General features: G+C 38.9%; 22 protein-coding genes. 4 read left to right on the top strand and 18 right to left on the bottom strand.

Features of this window, described 5'->3' with window-relative positions:
• Positions 1-14: 14 nt before the first annotated feature.
• The 8 genes from IGJ28_RS16820 to IGJ28_RS16785 all read right to left on the bottom strand — a co-directional run bounded on the left by IGJ28_RS16820 (position 15) and on the right by IGJ28_RS16785 (position 7,048).
• Positions 15-2,507 (bottom strand): ATP-binding protein, encoded by a 2,493-nt coding sequence (locus IGJ28_RS16820; RefSeq protein ID WP_438845520.1) that lies wholly within the window; start codon positions 2,505-2,507, stop codon positions 15-17.
• Positions 2,508-2,688: 181 nt separating this feature from the next.
• Positions 2,689-3,087 (bottom strand): TcpE family conjugal transfer membrane protein, encoded by a 399-nt coding sequence (locus IGJ28_RS16815; RefSeq protein ID WP_103458965.1) that lies wholly within the window; start codon positions 3,085-3,087, stop codon positions 2,689-2,691.
• On the bottom strand, positions 3,033-3,347 hold the full coding sequence (locus IGJ28_RS16810; RefSeq protein WP_438845519.1) for a hypothetical protein: 315 nt from the start codon (positions 3,345-3,347) through the stop codon (positions 3,033-3,035). The genes IGJ28_RS16815 and IGJ28_RS16810 overlap by 55 nt, the downstream gene beginning before the upstream one ends.
• A gap of 4 nt (positions 3,348-3,351) precedes the next feature.
• Entirely contained in the window at positions 3,352-4,371 is a 1,020-nt protein-coding gene (locus IGJ28_RS16805) for a conjugal transfer protein (protein ID WP_438845518.1), read from the bottom strand.
• Positions 4,364-4,672 carry a hypothetical protein gene (locus tag IGJ28_RS16800; RefSeq protein ID WP_438845517.1) on the bottom strand — a complete coding sequence of 103 codons (309 nt, stop codon included), beginning with the start codon at positions 4,670-4,672 and terminating at the stop codon, positions 4,364-4,366. The genes IGJ28_RS16805 and IGJ28_RS16800 overlap by 8 nt, the downstream gene beginning before the upstream one ends.
• A gap of 4 nt (positions 4,673-4,676) precedes the next feature.
• On the bottom strand, positions 4,677-5,054 hold the full coding sequence (locus tag IGJ28_RS16795; protein WP_438845516.1) for a thioredoxin family protein: 378 nt from the start codon (positions 5,052-5,054) through the stop codon (positions 4,677-4,679).
• Positions 5,044-5,664, bottom strand: a complete 621-nt coding sequence (locus IGJ28_RS16790) for a hypothetical protein (protein WP_438845515.1) — start codon at positions 5,662-5,664, stop codon at positions 5,044-5,046. The genes IGJ28_RS16795 and IGJ28_RS16790 overlap by 11 nt, the downstream gene beginning before the upstream one ends.
• Positions 5,665-5,671: 7 nt before the next feature.
• Positions 5,672-7,048: an NlpC/P60 family protein gene (locus IGJ28_RS16785; RefSeq protein ID WP_438845514.1), complete on the bottom strand. Its 1,377-nt coding sequence runs from the start codon at positions 7,046-7,048 to the stop codon at positions 5,672-5,674.
• Positions 7,049-7,184: 136 nt separating this feature from the next.
• On the opposite strand from IGJ28_RS16785, the gene IGJ28_RS16780 reads away from it, so the two are divergent.
• The gene (locus IGJ28_RS16780; protein ID WP_438845513.1) at positions 7,185-7,460 is read left to right on the top strand and encodes a hypothetical protein; all 276 of its coding nucleotides are present in this window, start codon (positions 7,185-7,187) and stop codon (positions 7,458-7,460) included.
• Positions 7,461-8,086: 626 nt separating this feature from the next.
• On the opposite strand, the gene IGJ28_RS16775 is transcribed toward IGJ28_RS16780, so the two are convergent.
• From IGJ28_RS16775 to IGJ28_RS16755, 5 genes are all read right to left on the bottom strand, one after another.
• Positions 8,087-8,410, bottom strand: coding sequence for a hypothetical protein (locus IGJ28_RS16775; protein WP_438845512.1), 324 nt, complete (start codon positions 8,408-8,410; stop codon positions 8,087-8,089).
• Positions 8,411-8,460: 50 nt separating this feature from the next.
• Positions 8,461-9,369, bottom strand: a complete 909-nt coding sequence (locus tag IGJ28_RS16770) for an LPXTG cell wall anchor domain-containing protein (RefSeq protein WP_438845511.1) — start codon at positions 9,367-9,369, stop codon at positions 8,461-8,463.
• Between the two features lie 65 nt (positions 9,370-9,434).
• Positions 9,435-10,343, bottom strand: a complete 909-nt coding sequence (locus IGJ28_RS16765) for a hypothetical protein (RefSeq protein WP_438845510.1) — start codon at positions 10,341-10,343, stop codon at positions 9,435-9,437.
• Positions 10,340-10,606, bottom strand: a complete 267-nt coding sequence (locus tag IGJ28_RS16760) for a hypothetical protein (RefSeq protein WP_438845509.1) — start codon at positions 10,604-10,606, stop codon at positions 10,340-10,342. Before IGJ28_RS16760 ends, IGJ28_RS16765 begins: the two co-directional genes overlap by 4 nt.
• Before the next feature lie 163 nt (positions 10,607-10,769).
• Complete coding sequence (locus IGJ28_RS16755; RefSeq protein WP_438845508.1) at positions 10,770-11,150, bottom strand: hypothetical protein; 381 nt, start codon at positions 11,148-11,150, stop codon at positions 10,770-10,772.
• A 102-nt stretch (positions 11,151-11,252) separates the two neighbouring features.
• Here IGJ28_RS16755 and IGJ28_RS16750 point away from each other — a divergent pair, with 102 nt between their 5' ends.
• Entirely contained in the window at positions 11,253-12,173 is a 921-nt protein-coding gene (locus IGJ28_RS16750) for a hypothetical protein (RefSeq protein WP_438845507.1), read from the top strand.
• Positions 12,174-12,217: 44 nt separating this feature from the next.
• Here the strand turns inward: IGJ28_RS16750 and IGJ28_RS16745 are convergent, their stop codons facing one another.
• The 3 genes from IGJ28_RS16745 to IGJ28_RS16735 all read right to left on the bottom strand — a co-directional run bounded on the left by IGJ28_RS16745 (position 12,218) and on the right by IGJ28_RS16735 (position 18,156).
• The gene (locus tag IGJ28_RS16745; protein WP_438845506.1) at positions 12,218-16,777 is read right to left on the bottom strand and encodes a VaFE repeat-containing surface-anchored protein; all 4,560 of its coding nucleotides are present in this window, start codon (positions 16,775-16,777) and stop codon (positions 12,218-12,220) included.
• Positions 16,778-16,970: 193 nt separating this feature from the next.
• On the bottom strand, positions 16,971-17,951 hold the full coding sequence (locus tag IGJ28_RS16740; RefSeq protein ID WP_438845505.1) for a LysM peptidoglycan-binding domain-containing protein: 981 nt from the start codon (positions 17,949-17,951) through the stop codon (positions 16,971-16,973).
• Positions 17,944-18,156: a hypothetical protein gene (locus IGJ28_RS16735; protein ID WP_252712719.1), complete on the bottom strand. Its 213-nt coding sequence runs from the start codon at positions 18,154-18,156 to the stop codon at positions 17,944-17,946. Before IGJ28_RS16735 ends, IGJ28_RS16740 begins: the two co-directional genes overlap by 8 nt.
• A 415-nt stretch (positions 18,157-18,571) precedes the next feature.
• Here IGJ28_RS16735 and IGJ28_RS16730 point away from each other — a divergent pair, with 415 nt between their 5' ends.
• Together IGJ28_RS16730 and IGJ28_RS16725 are read left to right on the top strand one after the other, a co-directional pair.
• Positions 18,572-19,003, top strand: coding sequence for a hypothetical protein (locus IGJ28_RS16730; protein ID WP_438845504.1), 432 nt, complete (start codon positions 18,572-18,574; stop codon positions 19,001-19,003).
• Between the two features lie 163 nt (positions 19,004-19,166).
• Entirely contained in the window at positions 19,167-19,892 is a 726-nt protein-coding gene (locus IGJ28_RS16725) for a hypothetical protein (protein WP_077454749.1), read from the top strand.
• A 407-nt stretch (positions 19,893-20,299) separates the two neighbouring features.
• On the opposite strand, the gene IGJ28_RS16720 is transcribed toward IGJ28_RS16725, so the two are convergent.
• On the bottom strand, positions 20,300-20,653 hold the full coding sequence (locus IGJ28_RS16720; RefSeq protein ID WP_438845503.1) for a hypothetical protein: 354 nt from the start codon (positions 20,651-20,653) through the stop codon (positions 20,300-20,302).
• Entirely contained in the window at positions 20,646-20,867 is a 222-nt protein-coding gene (locus IGJ28_RS16715; protein WP_077454753.1) for a hypothetical protein, read from the bottom strand. Before IGJ28_RS16715 ends, IGJ28_RS16720 begins: the two co-directional genes overlap by 8 nt.
• Between the last annotated feature and the right edge of the window lie 35 nt (positions 20,868-20,902).

Raw genomic sequence — 20,902 nt, 5'->3', positions numbered from 1 at the left:
ATACACCTCACCTCTTATCCTCCTTGTTCCAGCTTAAGCGCTTGTTGCGTGGCTTCATCTTCTTTATTCGTAGAGGAAATCGCCAATAACCAGCTATCAAATAAGACATCAATGGCAATCGGTTGATTCCGTCCTCTGTGGTCTTGAAACAAACAAGTACCTGATTTGAGTTCGTTGATTAATTGTAGATTGGCACTGTTCGATTCCATCCCGAAGAAATTTAACACTTTTTCTTGCGCTTCTTTTTGATTCGGACGAAAAGCAAATTTATACGATAACAATTCCTTCTTATCTTCTCTGTCATAATCCATAAATGCTTGCGTTACCAGGTAAATATCTGTCACATTTGCCCGCCCTTTACGTAAACTATCTTCGATAAGGAATTGTCCCTGAGCGGTATCTTCAAACCCTTTGGCTTCATCAAAAATAATCGCTGCATCTTCATTTTTGTCTGTAGAGAAAATATACGTCATCTTCATAATGACTTCCATAATAGACATTCCAGCAATTTGTTCATTGTTCAATCGTCCGCTATCGATTTCTGCTTGTGTTGGAATCATCAAGCCTTGCGTACCTAAAACATTGATTTGATTTTCAAAACGAATCGGTTCGCTATAATCATTTCCTAAAAGGATTTTCCCTAATCCCATATGATGGCCCGAAATCAATTTCGCTAACTGAGGATCTTTTTCTCGAATGACTTCAATCACCTTGGTCAAATGCTTTTTCCCTTTGCCATTCATCACCCTTTCTACTGCTTCTAAAATTAACGTTTTTTTGTCACTTGCTGTATGGCTGTCTGTATTGACTTCTCCAAAATTTTCTAACACATTACGAGCCGTTTGAATCGCTTGTTCTCGTGGCAAAAATAAAAGCGGATCAAGCATTCCTCGATATCGTTCTTCATTCGATAGAGAAATAAAATTGATCCGCTCATACAATGCTTTAAATTCTGGGATATACCCAAATTTTTCCAACGCTTTTCGGAAGAAAATCTCTGTTTCATTTTTTGGATCGACATAAAGAATTTTTTGTCCTAAAAATGTTAACCACAAGAAAATATATTTTACCAACACGGACTTTCCTTGCCCTGGCGGTCCAATGATCAGCGTATTTCCGTTAGTATGTTGCGCCCCCTCAATGGCACGTTTGGTTAAGTTTGGGAAAAACCAAACAATTTTACTGGACAATGAAAGGGCCTGTTGAACAGATTTAATCTTTTTGGACGTGATCACACGTCCTAAAGGCAATCCATACCGATTCCCTACCTCTTTTTCCAAATCCATTCCCAGATCCGCAACATAGCCTGTGGTTACTACTTGTTCATAGCTTTTGAATGTTTGTGAACTACCAATTAAACACTGATTGAAAAGCGTCAGCTGATCGACAATCGGACGATACAACTTATACGCTGTTCCATCAAGGACAAAATCAACTTCTTTGACACGTTCTTCTAGTTCCCTTTTACTTTTTGCCGCTAAGACAAACGTGAGGGTCATCCGGCATAAGCGTCGCTCTTTTGTTTTCAATCGTTCATTTAGGTCTCGTAGTCGTTCTTCCCCGAATAGCACTACCTCATCATCGTCTAAAATACCGTCAACGGTTTCTTGATCTTTATCTTGTTCAAAAATCCGCTTCCGCATCTTATGCACATGTCGTCGGTCTTTGTCTACATGGTCAAATGTCACACGGGTATGCGTTTCAATCGGCGAGGACAAGCTGTCTTGAAGGTTTTGAACAAATGCACTGCCAAACATACTGGTCGGAACATCCGTTAATGTTAAAAAAGATAAATAATGGGTCTTTCCTATCTGTTCAATCGTAAGATACCCACTATGATTTTCAATCACTCCCTCGGTCATTTCTTCTACAAGCAAGTCACGTTGGGGCAAACGTGTATTGGCTCGGTGGAAGAAATAATAAAACAATCGTCCCACCGTTTTCGTGTCTAAACGCTCAATCGATTTGTAATTGGACAAATCATTGTATAGCTGTTTTTCTGCTTTGCGAAACGTGGATAGCAACACACTTCTTGGTACTCTTTGACCCGTCAAACGGTGAATCAATCGTACACACATGTCTTTAAATAATTCCACATATTCTAAAGGATTCGCCACTTGAATCGGGGTAGTAAATCGAACAAATAAATAGGTACAATACTGATTCATTTGGACTTCGTCTTGCATGATTTCTCCTGCTTGACGAAAATAGACTTTTCCAAGATCAGAAAAACTGCCGCGTACCAGTTTGTCAATCGTTTCTTCAATATGTTCATCCAGATCAAAATATTCTGGAATATTCATAAAATGATATTCATAGTTATCGTGTTCAAATACCCCTTCTCCATCTTCAATGTATTCCTTAAAAAAATCCAAATCGTTTAAAGAAAACACTTGGTGAGCGATTTTGTATCCTGCCCAAACATCTTGTGTGTTTGTAAAAACAAAATTTTGGGTCATTGCTTCTATTGGAAACGCTAAGCGAGGTTCTTTCATTTTCACTGCCACTCTATCACCCCGTTTCTTATTTCATATTAGCCAACCTAAAGAGAGTCTGACGACAATTTGCTTAAACGTTCGTATATTAAGGCGTTGGACGTTGATTTCACTAATTCTTTTCGATAAGTATTCGGTACGAGAAACTTTAATTTTTTGTCTTTAGGAACACTGTTTATATGAAACACTCTAGTCACCTCCTTGAATTTTTCACCTGATAGGTCACCTTTTCATGAAAAAACGGTACGAACAGTTCATGCTCGTACCGTTTCTTTTTCTGTAGAACGTAGCTTCCCCGACCTAGAATGTAATCCAAAAAATTCTTGTTATCCCATTTCAATGAAAAGAGTGTCCAAACCAGAACACCGACTCCTGCAATGATGATCAACCAATAATTCGTAAACAAGGATTGGATAAAGGACACCTTGGCAATAAACCCTAATAACCAAATCAACAAAGCTAAAAAGAGAAACACGCCACCAACAACAATATGCTCAAACCGTATGCCATTAGGGGCTAACGGAATCGCATGACCCTTTATAGAATAAATCTTGATAGGCTGTTTAAACTCTCTTGTATAGTTATACTCCATCCGTCGATCCTTCCTTTCGGTGGTAAAATAATTCCTGCATTAGGGTTAAATATCTTATCCCTAATCCAAATCCCTATTCTTTCTGCATCAGATAATATCAAAATCAACGCAATTAACACCAACACACCTAGAACGGTACAAATCGTACGGGCAAATCCTTGTGTACACAAGCCTACCACAATCAAAAATAAAGCAACAATCGACAATATAATAATCACTTGTCCGGATACATTCTCCCAAATGGGTCTAAAATCAAACATCGTTTCACTCTCCATTCATTTTAGTCACATAATAACTTTCTTTGGTGGGTTTAATTTCTAACGTAAACTTAGACGTTAATGGGTTCCCTTCATCAAAAGTAAACGTGTAAACGCCTTGAACGTAGTAATTGCCATTGGCTATTTTTAGCACTTGTTTTGGTTCGACGTTCACTAATTCCGCCCTTCCTAATCCTTGAACATTCGTAATCAAAGCTAACTTTTCATCATTAGACACATACAATTCAAAGAATCGTTGGACAAACTCGATCATTTTCTCTTTTTCTTCGTCTGTAACGTCTTTCCCTTTTGGCGTAAAACGAGTTTCTTGGTAGGTACTCGTATTTTTTTCGGAAGTTGGTGTAAGATTCACAAAAGAGGGAACATCTAGTAATTTGATTGCTCGGCCCTCGTAACTGACTGGAAGAATGAGTTGTACTTGTTGCCACGTCTCCCCTTCTGTAAACTGAACATCGTAATACAAACGATAGATCGATTCTTTTTCATCAATGGTGTCCATCTTAATAAAACGAACCGTTCGTGCAATACGGTCTACGCTTGTTGTCTGAAAGCCTAGATCACTAGGAGTTAATCCAGTTGCTAAAAAAGGGGACAATTGCTCTTCCCAAACCTTCTTCCCTTCGTCTTTATGAGAAATGGTAAATAACCGATCAACTAATTTCATGCCCTCATAACGCAATTGTTCCGTATCTGTTAACGCGTTATTGATGTTTGTTACCAACTCTTGTTTGTTTACTTGCTTACTCATCGCAATTCTAGACAAGGTATCTACCCGACCAAAAGTCATTAAAACAACGACACACATCACCAAAAAGAACCCAAAAAATAAGAACGAAATCACGCTTTGCGCACTTCGTGGCGCAAAACGAATCGTTCTTGTATTGGGCGCTTGTTTCTTTGGTCTCTTAGAGAAAAAAATACGGGTTCCGCGTATTCTTTTTTTCTTTATCGTCGTTTTTTTACTGCTTGCTGCATGCGGATTAAATACAGGTTTTCGTTCAGTCATGTTCAAGAATTCCGTATCGTTGAATCAATACCGCCGGGACTTTATTTTCTACCACCACTTCATTGACCACGACACCTGCCCCTTCCAAAAATGCAAGCGCTTCTTTATAGGATCCTTTTGTTGTCTGAATTTGTTGATGAATTTCTTCGTAGAATAATCGAGCGCCTGTCTGATACACTTTGTTATGAATCCGCCACAAAACAAAGAGTGCTGCTTGAATCGCGGGGCGTTGATATGCATAGGTACTAGCAATGGATGGGCCTTTTTCCTGTATCAACAACTGATTTTCTTCTTCATACATACGATCATTCCTTCCATAATTTTTCAATCTTTTTTCTATCCGTTCCAGCGTATCGCCCATAAGAGGTCATCACTGTGGGGACAGAGGTCAACTGATACTCAGTAATGTAGTTTCGATTTTTTGGCTGGTTTAAATTAATAAAAACAACCTCTTTTTTCCATAAACTTTGCCAATAGATCCATGGAAAGACTTTCTGACAATCTGGACAGTCCTCTCGATAAAAAAAGAGCACCTGCGGTTCTTCCTTTTGAAGAATAACCACTTCCCGTGAGTGTTCTTGCGCCTTCATCCGAATCATAAATCCACCTAGACCAAGCGCAATAAAACAACATACAAAGAAAAGAATCAAACATAGCACCCTTCTCTTTTTTCTAGTACCCATTTCCTTCTCCTAAATTGAGGATTGAAGTGAATTGCTGTGTCTTTGGATCGATCGTCACTTGATACAAAAAACGACCGGATTGTGTTTCACTTCCAGCAATTGAAACACTGTAGTCTACCAAAACAATCCCTTTCCACTCCTCTTTACTTGTTGGATCCAGATAAATGATTGGGGCATGTTCTAACTGAGAAACCGTAGAAACAGTAGAAGGAAGCTTCTCTACATCTCCTGGAAACAACTCCTCCAAAACAGAAGAAGTCACCAATTGACTGACTTTTTCTTTTCGTTCACGAACACTTGACTCCTCACTCTGATACGAATAAAGAATCGTAAACAATGTCTCCGTCAAGCGAGCACTTGTTTTGGCAATATCCTCTGATGGTTCCGTCTTTTTTGAACGCTCCTTTTGATCCTGCGTGTCTAGTTGATTTCTCAGATGATCGATCTCTTTCTGTAACGCATGTACCGTTTGTTTTTGTTTGTCGATGACCTGTTCGTATTGACGAACAGTCGCCTTTTCTTGCGAGAGAGTGTTCATCTGCCATACGCCGAATAAAACCGCAAGTATCCCCAGGAGAAACAATCCGCCTTTTTTTATTCGCGTCTTCATCGTTCAACTATCCTCCTCTTCCTTGAATGAATTCTGTTTGTGCGACAGTTTCTTTATTAATCACTCGCCAAGAGCGTATCCCAGATCCTGGATTCACAACATTGGTTTCACTGACTAACATACTGCCATCTGGATTGACATATTCCACAACACATATATGCCCATACGGTGGCGTTGATCCAGCTAAACCGCCATAGAAACTGGCTGCCCAACCAACTTGTGGTTTCCCTTTCACCACGGTATAGCCTCTTGCACGTGCAGAAGCGCCCCAGGAGCCGCCATTTCCTCCGTCGCCTGAAAACCATTCAATTGGTGTACCAAGCTGTGCCATACGATTATACGCTCCCCAAGTGCATTGAGCAAAAGGATAATTATTCCCAGCATAGTTTTTATTATCTGGTGGCGGTAACGTTAATTTGCCTTTATATTCTGCTGGTACTTCTAATGTCGGCGCAGAATTTTGGCCTACTACTTGTGTCGTTGCGGTTTCTGTGGCACTTGGTAAAATACATCCCTCTTCATCGGCTTCGCTATCTAAATCGTTTGACAACCCATCCAGCGAACCAAACCAATAGTCCCCATACAACGCATTTTCTTTACAGGTTTCACCTGGTTGCGGTTCTTCAATGATCTTGCCATCTCCAATGTAAATTGCCACATGATGAGACTGTCCTGCAGGTCCCCAAAAGACCAAATCTCCTGACTTAGCCTGGTCTTGTTCGATTCTTTTTACTGCGCTTGATTGTGTTTCAGCAGTCGGAGGCAAGTCAATCCCGATTCTTTGATACACCAACATCGTCAAGCCGCTACAATCCATCCCAGTTTCCCAATCACGACCACCCCATACATAAGGCACACCAATCCGACTTTTCGCCAATTCGACAATCTTATTTCGTTTGGATGCATTGATTGTCGCTTGACTCTGCTTTTCTGGTAAATCAATCCATCCATCGTGAAGATCTGCCTTTGCTTGGTAAGGCGTTGTTCCATGTTTTTCGATTGCTTCTTGATCTAACCATTGGAACTTTTTGCCTAAATTGTTGTAGGTTGTTATTAGTTTTACGAGATAGGTTGGATCAGTTGCCCAACCACCATGATAAATAGCCGTAAGTGCGCCTATGCCGTCCGTATTATTAATGGCGCCTTTATAAAGGCTTTGATGAGCCATGAATTCGGCTTTACCAACAATCCCCGCACTATAATTTTTAAACCAAGTGTAGGCACCGCCTGTATTGTCTCCTACACTTGTACCTGGTTTTGTCCCTGTAATATCTACAGCATCTTGACCAAAAGTAGCCAAAGTAAGTGGAAAATCGCTAAGTTTTGATGTCTTAAATAGCAATAGGTAAGCCTTAAAAAATGGAGTCATTCTGTAATGAATCATCGTAGTCTCCAGCTTTTCCCCTGCTCCACACCGTACATGAAATTTTCACTTCATACGGCGTTCTATCTTTCAGTTTTTGTCTTCTATTTCGAGCTATTTTATAATAAAAATATCTTGCTATAAGGAGGTGAAAATAATGTTTTCTACACCTAGTGAATTTGCTTCTATGGATATTTTAGAAAAAGGAATAGTTGGATCAAAAGCATTGGTAATTAGTATTATTTTGCTTTTTATCGCTTTCCTACTTCTGAAAAATTGTATTCCTAGAATGGCTAATTATATGTCTAGTTGGTCGATTACAGGAACTGGCATTGGATTACTGGGAATTATTACACTCTTAACCTATATCAATTTTATCCTAGTAACCCTTGTAATAGGCATATTAATTGCTGCCTTTATAGCAAGTTCTTAAAACAGAAGAACCTCGCTAGCCGAGGTGTTTTATATTTGAAAGACTTAGGGCTATCCCTCCACGTTTATTACTCGCTTCATCGGTACTATGCCCCTACTCTCACAAGAATAAAGGAATTTCGGAAATATTTCCTTATATCCAATACCCCGATAACAGTCGTTTAGATAGGTATTTCTTGTTTTCCACGTTCCAATGATTCTAGCTATGCATCTATCCGTAGGTGCTTCCTTTAAGCCTGAGCATGATTATAAAGTCATTGTTCCTTATCCCGAATTTCATAGTGGCGACTCTTACTTTTCGGTAATGCTCGTTGCGCACGCAACCTAATATTGTTTCCAATACGTCATGGTTTAGACCTGTACATTCGCAAGTTCGTCAGTTTCTTCTTTGAAACATTCTCACCATAGATAGTTTGTAGCGTTCCGGCTTATCCTTTACCATATGAATTGCGCAATTCACTTAGGTATTGTTCAGCCGACTTCACCTGGCTTCATACCCTCATGTGCTGTCACACATGAACGCATGCAGGAGTATTAAACCAGTTGTTTCAGCCAACATGACGGCTTTCATTCCAACTGTCGAATCATTAGTTGTAATTTATCTTTTTAAAGATAAACCCTCTCGTTTCACACATCTGCGCTTATAGAGAAACGTGTCGCACCTCCGCCCATGTTGTGGGCTTTCCAAAAACTGGTTCCCAAAGGATTCGTAAATTTGAACCCATTTTCCACCATCGTCTGCGCAATACTTGCCGACGGCAAAAATCCCCCTGCTTTCCAGGAAAGAATATAGGCATCTTTATGCGTCTTGACAAATTCATCAATTGAATGTGGAACCGTATCAGATTCTTCTACCTCATACGGTTCCAACTCCAAGCATAGCGGCTCTTTGTCATCCCAACTGCTGACAAACAACGTCACAAATAAGAAAAAACTAAATAGTAAAAACAAGGGCAAAAGAAACCCGGCAACCCCAAGTATGATTTTTTTCTTCACTTGCCTTAGCCTTTACATTTCTTCTTATAGCCAAAGAAGCCAGCAACACTCGTCAAAAGCACCCCTAGTAGTGATAACGCCGCTTGTACTTCTTCCCCAGTTTTTGGTAAAACTTTCATATTTCCATCCGCTGTTTTCACTTCAATATTCCCACTAGGGAGTTTTTTCACAGGGATCGATGGATCCTCTACTAAATTCCCTTGCGTATCTTGTACCAATGGCACGCCGTCTTTTACCCCAACAATCGTTTGCCCGCTTGCGGCTTTTAATGGTGTTGTTGGCGTTGGTACATGACTGATTTCTTTCACATCACTGGTTACGATCGGTACACTTGTCCCTTGTGCAGCACCCGTCGCAATCTTTCCAGAAGCATCCACCGACACCGTGACTTCTTTTGCCGGAGCTGCTGGTTTGTCTTCTTTCGGTTTGGTGTCTTTGTCTTCTTTTGGTTCTTCTGTTGGCTGTTCTTCAGACGGTTGCGTCGGTTCTTCTGTTGGTTGTTCGGGCTCTTCACTCGTCGAAGGCGTTGTTGGCTGTTCGGTCGTAGAAGAACCCGTTGTACTGCCTGGTGTTTCTGTTGTCCCTGGTGTCTCCGTCGTGCTTGTTCCAGGATCTGTTGGGGTTGTCGGCACTGTTTCCCCTCCTGATGGCTCACTCGGTGGTGTCACAGGAACTTCCGGAGTATCTGGGACCGTTGGTTGGTTCTCTCCGCCACTAGTCGGTGGAACAACAGGATCTGTTGGAGGTTCTACGCTAGGTGTTGTCGGTGTGGGTTCCGAAGGAACGACAGGATCACTAGGAATTTCAACAGCCGGACTACTGTCAGTGGTCGTCTCTTCTGCCGAAGCAGCCACACCAGCTGTTCCAAGTAAAATGGTCGTACTAAATAAGCTTAAAAAAAGGATTTTTTTCATTATCTATTCCTCCATCTTCATTTGAATATAAAAAGTGTCAACACTCCTATTGAAAGTGTTGACACTTATTGATTAATCTCAAAAGGTTCTTCTTTTGGAATTGTCGTTACAAAAAGTTTTTCTTGTTTTTCTTTCAATTGAAACGTCACTTTTTTTGTCGTTACCGTTTCTTTTCCGGTCTGTAATACCACAATATAACTCACTAGCCAGGATTCTTTTTGACCCTTCGTTTCCCAAGGAAACGCACTTTTTAGTTGTGCTTCTTGCCCAGAAATCTGATCAAGTAACTCTTCGGAGACAAATCGCCGAACTTTTTCTTGGACCTGTTCTTTTTCCGTGGTACCTGTATAATAATTGGTCAAAAAATAGCGACTAAACGTATCACGTTTCCCTTGCGATTGTAGTTGATGTTCTAAAACGACACGTTCTTGGGTTTCATCCGTAGCAGGCAGGAAGACGTCCGCATTTTTTCCTACCCACACCCCGATTCCTAACAACACTATGGCCATCAAAAGGAAGAAAAAAAGCCGCCCTCCTCGAATCTTGTGCGAAAAAGGCGGTTCTCTTTCCGGAGGACGCCCCCCTTCCGAAAAGGATGGCTTTTGTTTCTTCTTAGGAGGTGGCATCTCATTTCTTTTTTTAAGCAAACTGCGCTCAAACGCCAGAAAAAACGCATTTGCCTCTTCAGATTCTTGAGCGACTGATTGAAACGTCCTCCGTAAATACTCTGACATGGGCTCATTTGTCATCGGCAACTGTATCTGACCTTCACATGTTGGGAGTGATTGTTCGGCACTTTCATACAAAAAACACGTGATTTCCTCATTCTTTCCAGAAGCGAAAAGTTCTTGATTGGCCTTTTCGAGAAAGAGGATCCCTTTTTTCACAGGAAATAAACAATGGGTCGGTAAATCGAAAAGGATCGATGTTTCCACTGTCTCAAACGCCATAAAAATCGTTTCTTTTGTTTTCACTCTGGTTCCACTCCAAGCGCTTCCGCATAAACAACTTGTATAGGGTGATTCTTTGAAAATTTGATGCGGTATTCTTGATTGTCTAGCGAAAGAATATAACTATCAAGTCCTTCTTCCACATACGTATAATCATTTGGTTTGACCTCAAAATACTCTCGAATCGCTCGTTCTTTTTGTAAGGTCTGCCATTTAGGCAGATGGGCTAATTGATAGCCGCCAAATAATCCTATACCAAATAAAAATAATCCTGAGAAAGCAATCATTTGTTTCCCTCCTCCTTCTAAATAAAAATTTGCATTTTACCAAAAAACGACCTCGAGAATCACTTTCTCCGACGTTTTAAAAACATTTTCGACTAATTATTCATCGATCGACTAAAACGTCTCAAATCGCAAAATACAGCTCTTTTTCACTCATCTCGTTGTTCTAAACACATAAAACATAACCCATGACAATGAAAAAAAGAAGGACAAAGATCGTCAACGACGTTTCTAGAATATCCCATCGTCGTTCCTTCTTGCGCTGTTCTTCTTGTTCTTTGATTCGTTGTTGGTTACACACTCGTTGCTTTTCTGGGATAGAAATGAAGTAGCAATTGTAATAAATAATTTTGTGATCCGCACCAAAATGCGCTTCACAAAAATAGCCCGCTTCTTCGATGGCTTGGATCACGGAAAGCGAAATTGGTTCATATTCCCATGACAACATGAGCGACTCTGCCCACTCATTCTCTTCTTGGTACATTCGAATGCCTTCAAGTAATTCCTCTGCTGTATAACAATCACAACAAGAAAACATTTCTCTCATTTATTATCCCTCACTTTAACTTTTTTAGTACAAACTTATATTTACAAAACTACAAAATCACTACACAATAATATAAAAAAGAAAGGATAAAAATAAAAAGCTATGAAAAAGAATCAAAAAAATAAAAATAAACAAGAAGCCGCAATTCAAATACAAAATAAAAAACAAAGTCAATCAAGGAAACAAATTGATTTATTAACAGATTTACTAAAAACAACTAAAAAAATTCCTGCAAACATCGTCCAAAAATTTAAAGATGAAAATGCAGCCCAAAGCAAAACATTCAAATATAAGTTGAAATATTTGGCACCGACTCTAATATCTATAGTTATTTCCCTTGTCACCCTCAATATGAATCGAAATTATTCGGAATCATTATTACCATTAAATTATTCTATTACAAAAACAGAAGATATTCCTAAATACTATCCAGATTTAAATGATAATATCTTCTTCTCTTTGTCCGCCTTTGTCCATTACAAGCTTCATAAAAATACCGGAGGCACACTAACTAATATGTTTTTGCTTACTCTCGATAGAAATGAAAAAGTCCGAGTTCATACACAACAATCCATAAGTGTAACACCAGACAATTTAGATACACTCTATCAAAAATATCAAAATACGCCTACCCTTAGTTTAAAAATAGAAGATCTCGATTATGATTCTAGTTCTAAATTGCTATGGAATACATCGCATAATTCTGTTTATATTTTTTATCCAAAAATCCATGCTGGTGCTACTAGAGATAGCATATCCACCGCTTTTTTGGTTTTAAAAGGTAACAATAATAACACTCAAATCCTTACTCTTCTACAAAAAATAGGAACAAAAGAAGAAAATCATACAGATACATTAATTTCTTTTACAGATTTACAAATTTATGACATTGATTTCTGGGAAAAAAGTTTGTCTGATAAACCCGAAAAAACTAAACAACTTTTTCTAAATATACACGAAGCAACTATTAAAAAATATCAAAAAATTGTCCAATTTTTAAAGGAAACAAATTCAACTTTTTAGCAATCAAACAAGCGGCTAGTTGTCTAACCGCTTGTTCGTCCTTTTTAGTCTTTGACCTTGTATAAGTCATAACCAATCAATCCTGCCGCAAGGACAAAGATTAATCCAATCACAACCCATACATGGTTATCTTCAGATCCTGTTTTTGGCAACATAGGCACTACAGAAGCTGCTTTTACTGGTTGTGGCGGTTTTGGTGCTTCCACAATTTGAACGGTTTGATCTTTATTCGTTAGATCCACATTGTGTTTCGCCACCTCTTCGAACGTTTCTTCCTCATCTTCTGTTTTCGCTTGAAGCCATTCCGCAAAACTCAAGCCTTTTCCAGCAAGATTACGACCATCTACCAAGAATTCAAACAAGAATTCCATGGTTTCTTTGTCTGCCGTAAAGATTTTTTCTGCATGGGTGCCTTCAAATGGCATGCCGTCTGGTGTTAAGTAGCCTTGAACAATCAGCTTGTACAACTGACCAATTGCTAGACCGTCTACTTTGACCCATTCCAATACTGTTTGATTTGGCAAGGCCAAGATCTCTTTTCCGCCATTTTCATTGGTGGCTTTGGTAGTAATGGTTGGATTAACAATTTTGATGGTTTGGTCTTTGTCAGTAATATCCGCATGAGAGGCTAATAGTACGCCTTCTCTGAAGAGATTTTCAAAGACAACCACTTCTTTTCCACGTAACGCACGTGCGTCTAGGATAAAGTCTAAATTAACTGTACCATCGGTACTTTCTGCCACAAACGTTAACGTACTTGTGATTTCTTTGTCGTCCACTAACACTGGTTTTTCTGTTGCTTTATCCATTAGAATACCGTTGACTGTGTAAGTTTTCCCAACAATCAAATCATGGTATTTCACAGCGTCTGTAATGGTCACTTTCGTTAACGGATTGACCACTTTCAAGCCAGTTGATTTATGTGTAGCCGTTGTACGAACACCTGGATTCGTTACCCGTACCGTTTGCCCTTTATCATTGATGTCTTTGTGATTTGTCAGTTCTTCGTCATTTCTGAATAAGCTTTCAAACACAACAATTTCACGACCATTTAAGTCGGTTAAATCAAAAGTAAATGGTACGATCACCGTTTCATTTTCTGCTTTGGCAATAAAGCCAACACTAGTTTCTACCGTATTTCCATGCACAAGCAATGCTTTGCCGGTTGCTTTGTCCATTAGGATTCCTTTGACCAAGTAAGCTTTTCCTGGAAGGATCTCGGTAATTTCAACGGTATCGTTTAAGGTGAACAGCCCCGTTGGGTCTGCGACCGTCAAGCCATCTTCAAAGACAGCAGTCGTATGAACCGTTGGATTGTTTACCCGAACACTTTGATTTTCATCGGTAATATCTTCATGTGCCACAACTTCAATACCGTCACGGAAAAGTTTTTCAAAAACAACGATTGTTTGACCTTTTAAGACGCTGGCATTGACCACAAATTCCAGGTCTTTTGTGCCATTGGCTTTGTCTGCAATAAAGGTCAACGTTTTTCTGATTTCTTTGCCATCTTGCAAGATCGGTTCATTTGTGGCTTTATTCATCAAGACGCCGGAAATGGTGTATTCTTTGCCGACAAACAAATTCGTATAAGAAACACTGTCTTTAATGACGATCGTTTCTAACGGATCAACCACTTTTTCCCCATCTTCTTTATTCGACGCTTGTGTTTCCAATGTTGGTGGAATCAAATAGTTGCGTACAGACACCAACAAGGTTTCGCCATCATCTGGCGCATTTTGTTTGAATGCGACGGTGAATGCTTGTTTGTCTGTATTTGGTTGGAAGCTTTCTAATGGTGCTTTTTCGGTAAAATAGTAAGCCCCGGCTACTAAGCCTTTGACTAGAAGTTCACCGTTGGTATCAGTGGTGTATTCCCCTAAAGCTTTTCCTTCGCTGTTATACAGCGTAAACGTGACACCGGCAAGCGGTGTTTTCTTCTTGTTCCATTCTTCATACTTGAACAATTTCACGTTTTTTCGTGCTTGACGGTTCGCAAAATTGATTACTTTGATCGGTTCTGTATCATCGGTAATCGAGAACACCAACGGTGTTTTGTTCAACACATAGTTTTTGGGTGCGTTGATTTCTTCGATACGGTACCGATTGTTTCCATACGTAAATGTACCGTTCGTAACAAGATAGCCTTTGTCATTTGTTCGGAAAATATCTGTTACTTCGGTATCGTTTGGAATCGCAAAAGTAACATACTCATTCGCTAAGGTGTCAAAGATCTTGAACTCCGTATTAGCAAGTGGAATCACTTTGCCTGTTTCTTGATCGACTTTGACAATTTTCAGCTGTTGTTCAATGATTTGGTCTTCTAACACATAACGGAAGGTTTGACCTTGTTCAGAAATCGTTACTTCGAACGGTTCAAACAATTTGTATCCTTCCTTGCCTTTCGTTTCAGAAACAATATAGGTATCAACGACAACCGCATTTTTACCGAATGTAAAGTAACCGTCTTGGTCAGTCAATACCGCTTTAACGACTTTACCTGTTGTTTTCGAGGTCAGTGAAATTTCAATACCTTCTAATTTTAGTTTATTGTCAGGATCTTTCGTGTCCACAAAGTCTTTATTACCGACTTTGACCCCTTCAATCGTTCCTTTGATCACTTGGTCTTTTGCCGTAACTTCTTTTGTGACGGTTTCTTTGTCTTGATCTCCATAGACTAACTCAAAATGAATCTTATTCGTATTGAGATTGTATCCAGCTGGCGCTTTTTCTTCTAAAAAGTAATAAGCTCCGAGTTTCAGATCTCTCACTTCTGCTTGAACTTTGCCATTGATATTTTTTAATGTAACAGATTTGATTTTTGTGCCATCTGCTTGGTACAATCCATAGACTGCGCCTTCTAAAGTCGCAGCACCTTGTGCGTTGTTTCCAGTTTCGGCATCTTGTTTGAAAATGCGCGCAATGCCTAATTGTTCTTTGTTTTCAAGGGTCACTTTGATTGTTTTATTCGCTTCGATCGTGAAGTTTTTGCTTGTTTTATTCAACACGTAGCCCGTTGGAGCTTTGATCTCTACAAGGGTGCCTTTTGTGCCATGCGTTATATTCTTGATCGTCGCAATTCCTTTATCATTGGTTTTCACGGTTTGGTCTTTGCCGTTGATCGTCACTTTGATTTCTGCATTGGCTAAAGGTTCTTTTGTGTCTGCATCAATCTTTAAAATTTCAAGGTTGCCTTGTTTTAAGACATTTATGTTTAAAACAGAAGAGCCAGGCTCTATAGGATTCAATACCCCTATTGTTTGTGATCCTGGTTTCTTATATACCATGGGAACCCCTTGAACTGTTAATCGATCTAAAGTAATTTTTGCTTTTTCAGGTGCAGCTTTAGTTGCAGTGATGACTAAGTTGTTTCCTTGAATCTTTGCGGTAATACCTTCTGGAACATTAATGTTCGCAATATTCTTTAAAACATTATTGGTATCTGGTACTTCAATTGTTTCGCCAACTTTTACCGTCTTTGTTTGATTATTAAAAGAAGTTTTATTATCAAAATCAGTTACTAATTTATTTATCGCAGCTTTACGTGCATTGTAATTCAGAGGAGCATATGTCCAAGTGACTTTACGCCCTAATACTTCTCCAATCATTAATTGCGTCGTAAAATATTGTTCTTTCGATTTATCCGGATTATTGACATAGCCAAAATAAGAAATCAATGTAATCTTATGACGCTTAGAGGCATCTTTCAAATACGTATCCAATGCCTCAGTAGAATGGACTTGCCCATTTCCATTAAAATCAACTCCTGGTTGAATACAAAATGCGGCTTGCCCATTGACCGTAAACATCGGAATGGCATCGAATGTAAAACCTTTACGTCCTGGATCATCAACGATTGCCCAGTTAATTCCTTGGCCAACAAGATTTTCACGAACAATATTATCATTCGTGGCACGTGTAGAAATTGCAGCACGGCGAACACGAGTAGACCGAGGTTGCGTGACAACGAACGTTTCTTCTACTTCTTTCTCCGATAACGTCGTTTCTTTCGTGTCAATAGCCACTACAGGTGCTTCTGTCTTCTCTTCCGTATCTTTAATGTCTACCGGTTGTTCCGCTGGTTTTTCTGTATCAACAGTAGGGACATCCGTTGCTTTTTCTACAGAAGATTCTGGTGAGGCAGGTACCTCAGGTGCTGGTTGCCCTTCTGACATCGGTGCCTCTGGTTTTTCTGCCGACTCGGCTGGTTCAGAAGAAGATGTCGTATTCGACGTACTTTCTTCTGATGATTCCGGTAAACTGTCTGTTTTTGGTGCTTCTGGTTCTACCGGTTGTATGACCGCTGGACTGTCTCCTGGGTTTTGCGTTTCCCCGATCGTTTGATCAAGGGCTGCTTTTGAGTTGGTTGTCGGTGCATCGGTCTCTAGCATAGACTCAGCTGGTGTTTCTACAGCTGGAACTGCTTCTTCTACCGGTTGAACTTCAACTGCTTCAACGGGATCTGGTACCGTTGTTTCTACCATTGGTTGACTGGGTGTCGTTTCTTCTGCTTGCGCTTGAAACGTCCCGGTCAAAAAGCAGAACTGAGAAAAAGCCAGAAGCGCAGCTACTTTTAACCATTTCTTTTTCGTTCTTGTCCTCACAAGAATCGCTTCCTTTCTGTTTGATTTTATCTATAATAAAACGCCGTTACCGAAAATTGATAACGACGTGAATGGTTGGTTTTATTTTAGTGGATTAAATCCGGGGATCTTGCTCGTGGAAATTTTCTCATCATATTTTCCTCCAAACAAAATGAGACTAGTAATATAATAACTAGTCTCAACTATCTTTTACTTATTCTCTAGTATAGCCAGTTTTCAAGAAATCAACTGTCCATTTACCAGTATTGTTATAATTTGAATCTAATAATTCATTTGCACCAAAACTTTCTGTATACCATTCGCTAGAAGAATCATGTACAACAGACCATCCATAATCTTCTGCTTCTTTTTCAGAATTGAAAACTTTCCCGCTATTTCCCATATTTATATATTGAGGTTGTTCTGTTTCAGAAGGTTTCGTTGTTCCACCTTGTTCTCCACCTGTACTTGGTTGTGTCGGTGTCGTCGGTTGAACCGGTGTACTTGGTTTTTCCGCTGGTTTGCTTGGTTGCGTTGGTTGACTTGGCGTAGTTGGCTTACTTGGTTGAGCAGATGTTTCTACATTTCCAGGAGCTACTGTCTCGCCAGTAGAGCTGTTTGTCCCCTCAACAGAACCACTCGTCCCGGTTTGACTACCGTTTGTCTCACTAACTGCAGCACTTGTGCCCTGACTGCTTGTAGCCGTTTTATCGCTAATCGCAGGTGTTCCTTGCTTGTTTTGTGATTGAGAAGACGCGGTTGTTCCTAGTGCTTTTTCTCCTGTTTGCTTAGCAGGTTCTTGTTTTCCTACCGGTTTATTGGCATCATTCTTATCTTGTGGGGTTACCACTGACTGCGCAACGGTTTCTCCCTTATCGTTCTTAGCTGTTACAACATTCCCGTCAAACACTAGCGTATTGCCTGCGTAAATCAAATCGACATTCGCAATCTTATTCAGATCTGCGAGTTTTTGTACCGTCAAATTGGTTGCCTGACTGATTCCACTCAATGTATCCCCCCAGACAATCGTATATTGATTGTTTTTGGCTTTCGCAATGTCTGCTTTGATTTGATCCACTGTACGTGGTGTCCAAACCCGATTGACTTCTGACGCCTGCGCATCATTTCCACTCGTGAAAAATACCACACCTGCCGCTGCTCCAACAATCAAACTGACTAACGCTTTTTTACTCATCTGAATTCTCCTCACTTTTTTTATTTTTTTCTTCCGCTAATAATTTGTCATACAACTCTTTAACTGCAATTTTCACAATCGACGTTTGTGGAAACTTTGCCCCATACAAACGTGCTTCCAAAATTTCTCGTATTTCTTGCAAATGTGCCGCAGTATCTGTATCAATTGCGACACTTCCACTTCTCTTTGCCTTTTTTTCTGCCATTGAGTACTCCTCCTCGAAGCTTCTTTATAAGATCTTACAAGCAGATTATAGCACGCTTCTAATTACCTGTAAATACTTTTATATATTTAAAGTTACTAAAATAGACAAAAAGAAGTTTTAAACATCTATCACCTCCTACAAGTTATCTTATCATGGATTTTATCGTCAAAATAGATTGATATGATATAAATATAATTCTACTTTCCCTTGACAATATGACTTTTCTATGATTTTCCTTCCCTTTTTTTGTTGCTTGATTCATTTTAATGATAGACAAATAGAAACCGTCCTTTTATGATTCTTTTAGGAAGATAATCTTCCATTCTCTTTCTATCCATTGCCATTTTTCTCTGTTCCTCCTTTTTACCCGTTCATTACTGAACCATTTTTACACATAAGAAAGGATCGATGATTGATGATAAAACCATTCAAATACTTATTCGGTACTCTCTTGATACTTGTAGGCCTGTTCGCTGTTCTAGCTTTTGAGCACTTAAACGAAAAATCAAAAGAAAACCAACCAGCGATAGAATCAACAGTTTTAACCGAACCAACGAAAGAAGCAAAAACGTTTGACTTTGCCCAACTCCAAGAAAAAGAAGGCGACGATCTGAAGGATCTCGGCATTTGGCAAATTGACACCATCATTTTCAAAGGAAAACCCAAAGCTATTCTCACCACAGCCAACGGAAAAGAAGTAAGCTTTCCTATCGAGATTACCAATCAGGATCAAAATGAAATCACACTCCCTACAGTCAACTATGCACCAAAGAATCTTGTCATTGCCCAACAAGTTGGGTTATCTAAAAAAGACAATCAGTATTTCATGTATCAAATAAATCAATAAAATCGAATCGTTCCTCTTATTTCTGCCATAAGATACGAAAAATTTAGAAAAACAACACAACCTTTTATGAGCAATCTATTTTCTCATGTATTTTATTATCCGTATCTCTTTTTTCTCTTGTTATAATCTGCATATACTCGTAATACACATAGGAGATGATAATTTGTATTCTTATATTATTGATACTCTAGCTTTACTAGTAGGAATTATTGGTCTTTTCAAAGAAGGTAAATCTTCTAGTAAAATTGAAATTGTAGAAAGTTGTTATATTCCAAATAACATTGAACAACAGAATCTTGAAACTAAAAGAAGGATTATTCAGTGGTCTCTATTGATTATTTTTATCCTTTCATCCGTTTACATTGTTTACACAAACTTCGGAGCTGTTCCTATTATTAGTTCTGAACAAACTCTTCTTCCTTTTTTCAATGAATTAAATAGTTATTTATTTTTCACTGTGTTGACTCTTACCAAAGGAATGTCATTTACAATCCCTATCCTTGTAGCTTTTGTAACTATTAAGTATATTTTCAGTAAAACTGTTGCCTATAAATTTTTAAGTATATTCTGCTACGGATTACTTTTCATCTTAGCCATTACATTATCATTGTTTTTTAACGATCTAAATACAACAACATTTCTATCATCAGTGACCAATTTCAATAGCGAGATACACTCATTACTAGACTTTTTCAGAATATATACTGGTTATGTTTCGATGGTCCAAATAATTATTTTTTTCTGGATCATTAATCACTTAACACAAAATTTATTGTTACTAGAAAATAAATCTGTATATTTAAAAAATAATTTGGTTACAATTTTAACAAAAATATTTCTTCCAATCTCATTGTTTCTAATTATTCTTTATTGGACATACGTTTTATAAGCCGATACATTACGAAATAGATGAATAGGATAGATAACAAGAAAATACTTGAACAAACGAATTCGTGTCTATCTATACTAATCAAAAAGTACCCATAACAAAGAAAATGACAAAACATAAGTATTACCAATATTCCTCCTGTTTCTACTTTTTCGATCATTGTCATCACTTCTCCTCCTATAATTTAAGAACAAACCATTTCCCTTATTTCTGCCATAAGATATGGAAAATCTAAAAAACAACAAATCAACGCTGCGCCAATCATTCCAAAGAAAAAGATTGGCGCTCTTCTATAATAGAACGATCGAAGTCCTTCATGTAAACAAGTAGCGATTACTAGTAAAACAAACAGACGCATCGTCCAATGAATACTTTCCGCAGACATTTTTTCTCTCTCCTTCCTTTTTCTACTCTTTCAATAAATGGTACTTTTCCCGGAGATACATCAGTTTCGATCGTGAAAGTTGATAGGTTTCACAGAGGTGCTTGACTTTCTTTCCTGCAAGTAAACCTGAAACTATCCGTTCTTCTAATCCTGGACGCAAATCAAAGTAATACTGATGGGATCGTTTTTGAAACGTTTCTTTCGTTTCTCCGTCTTGACGAACCAGATCGATGGGTATGCCTAAAATCACGAGTAACCGATCCCGTCGTTTGATTGCTTGCGGATCATCCGCCCAATTCGGGTGGCGTTCTTCATCGGTTAATTCAAATAATTCTTTTCTCGCCAGCTTTTTTACTGTCGCATTCCCCTCACTCATTCTTCTGCTCACACTCCTCTAACACCAAGTGCTGATCAATCTGATCTAATGTTTGGTGAATACATGCCAGTGAAATTCCAGAAGTCTTGGCCAGAGAAACAATACAAACAATTGATAGCGTTAAGGCATCAGCTGCGCTTAAATTCCCTGCACTGACCGACAAATCATTCCCCTGTTTTTCAAACAACACACAACCATTCACTTCTTTATCCATCTTCTTTTCGTGCCCCTTTCTTTTTTTGATTGGTT

This window comes from Enterococcus sp. AZ091 (assembly GCF_051714805.1).
GTDB classification, from domain to species: domain Bacteria; phylum Bacillota; class Bacilli; order Lactobacillales; family Enterococcaceae; genus Enterococcus_D; species Enterococcus_D gallinarum.
The sequence above is the reverse complement of the archived record's forward strand: the minus strand, read 5'-3'. Positions and strand labels throughout refer to the sequence as shown.

Coding starts and splice junctions, on each gene's coding strand:
- IGJ28_RS16730 (WP_438845504.1), top strand. CDS start 18,572: ATGATAAAACCATTCAAATACTTATTCGGTACTCTCTTGATACTTGTA.
- IGJ28_RS16805 (WP_438845518.1), bottom strand. CDS start 4,371: ATGACTGAACGAAAACCTGTATTTAATCCGCATGCAGCAAGCAGTAAA.
- IGJ28_RS16800 (WP_438845517.1), bottom strand. CDS start 4,672: ATGTATGAAGAAGAAAATCAGTTGTTGATACAGGAAAAAGGCCCATCC.
- IGJ28_RS16735 (WP_252712719.1), bottom strand. CDS start 18,156: ATGGCAGAAAAAAAGGCAAAGAGAAGTGGAAGTGTCGCAATTGATACA.
- IGJ28_RS16780 (WP_438845513.1), top strand. CDS start 7,185: ATGTTTTCTACACCTAGTGAATTTGCTTCTATGGATATTTTAGAAAAA.
- IGJ28_RS16715 (WP_077454753.1), bottom strand. CDS start 20,867: ATGGATAAAGAAGTGAATGGTTGTGTGTTGTTTGAAAAACAGGGGAAT.
- IGJ28_RS16760 (WP_438845509.1), bottom strand. CDS start 10,606: ATGATTGCTTTCTCAGGATTATTTTTATTTGGTATAGGATTATTTGGC.
- IGJ28_RS16785 (WP_438845514.1), bottom strand. CDS start 7,048: ATGATTCATTACAGAATGACTCCATTTTTTAAGGCTTACCTATTGCTA.
- IGJ28_RS16740 (WP_438845505.1), bottom strand. CDS start 17,951: ATGAGTAAAAAAGCGTTAGTCAGTTTGATTGTTGGAGCAGCGGCAGGT.
- IGJ28_RS16810 (WP_438845519.1), bottom strand. CDS start 3,347: ATGTTTGATTTTAGACCCATTTGGGAGAATGTATCCGGACAAGTGATT.
- IGJ28_RS16790 (WP_438845515.1), bottom strand. CDS start 5,664: ATGAAGACGCGAATAAAAAAAGGCGGATTGTTTCTCCTGGGGATACTT.
- IGJ28_RS16720 (WP_438845503.1), bottom strand. CDS start 20,653: ATGAGTGAGGGGAATGCGACAGTAAAAAAGCTGGCGAGAAAAGAATTA.
- IGJ28_RS16755 (WP_438845508.1), bottom strand. CDS start 11,150: ATGAGAGAAATGTTTTCTTGTTGTGATTGTTATACAGCAGAGGAATTA.
- IGJ28_RS16795 (WP_438845516.1), bottom strand. CDS start 5,054: ATGGGTACTAGAAAAAAGAGAAGGGTGCTATGTTTGATTCTTTTCTTT.
- IGJ28_RS16770 (WP_438845511.1), bottom strand. CDS start 9,369: ATGAAAAAAATCCTTTTTTTAAGCTTATTTAGTACGACCATTTTACTT.
- IGJ28_RS16750 (WP_438845507.1), top strand. CDS start 11,253: ATGAAAAAGAATCAAAAAAATAAAAATAAACAAGAAGCCGCAATTCAA.
- IGJ28_RS16815 (WP_103458965.1), bottom strand. CDS start 3,087: ATGGAGTATAACTATACAAGAGAGTTTAAACAGCCTATCAAGATTTAT.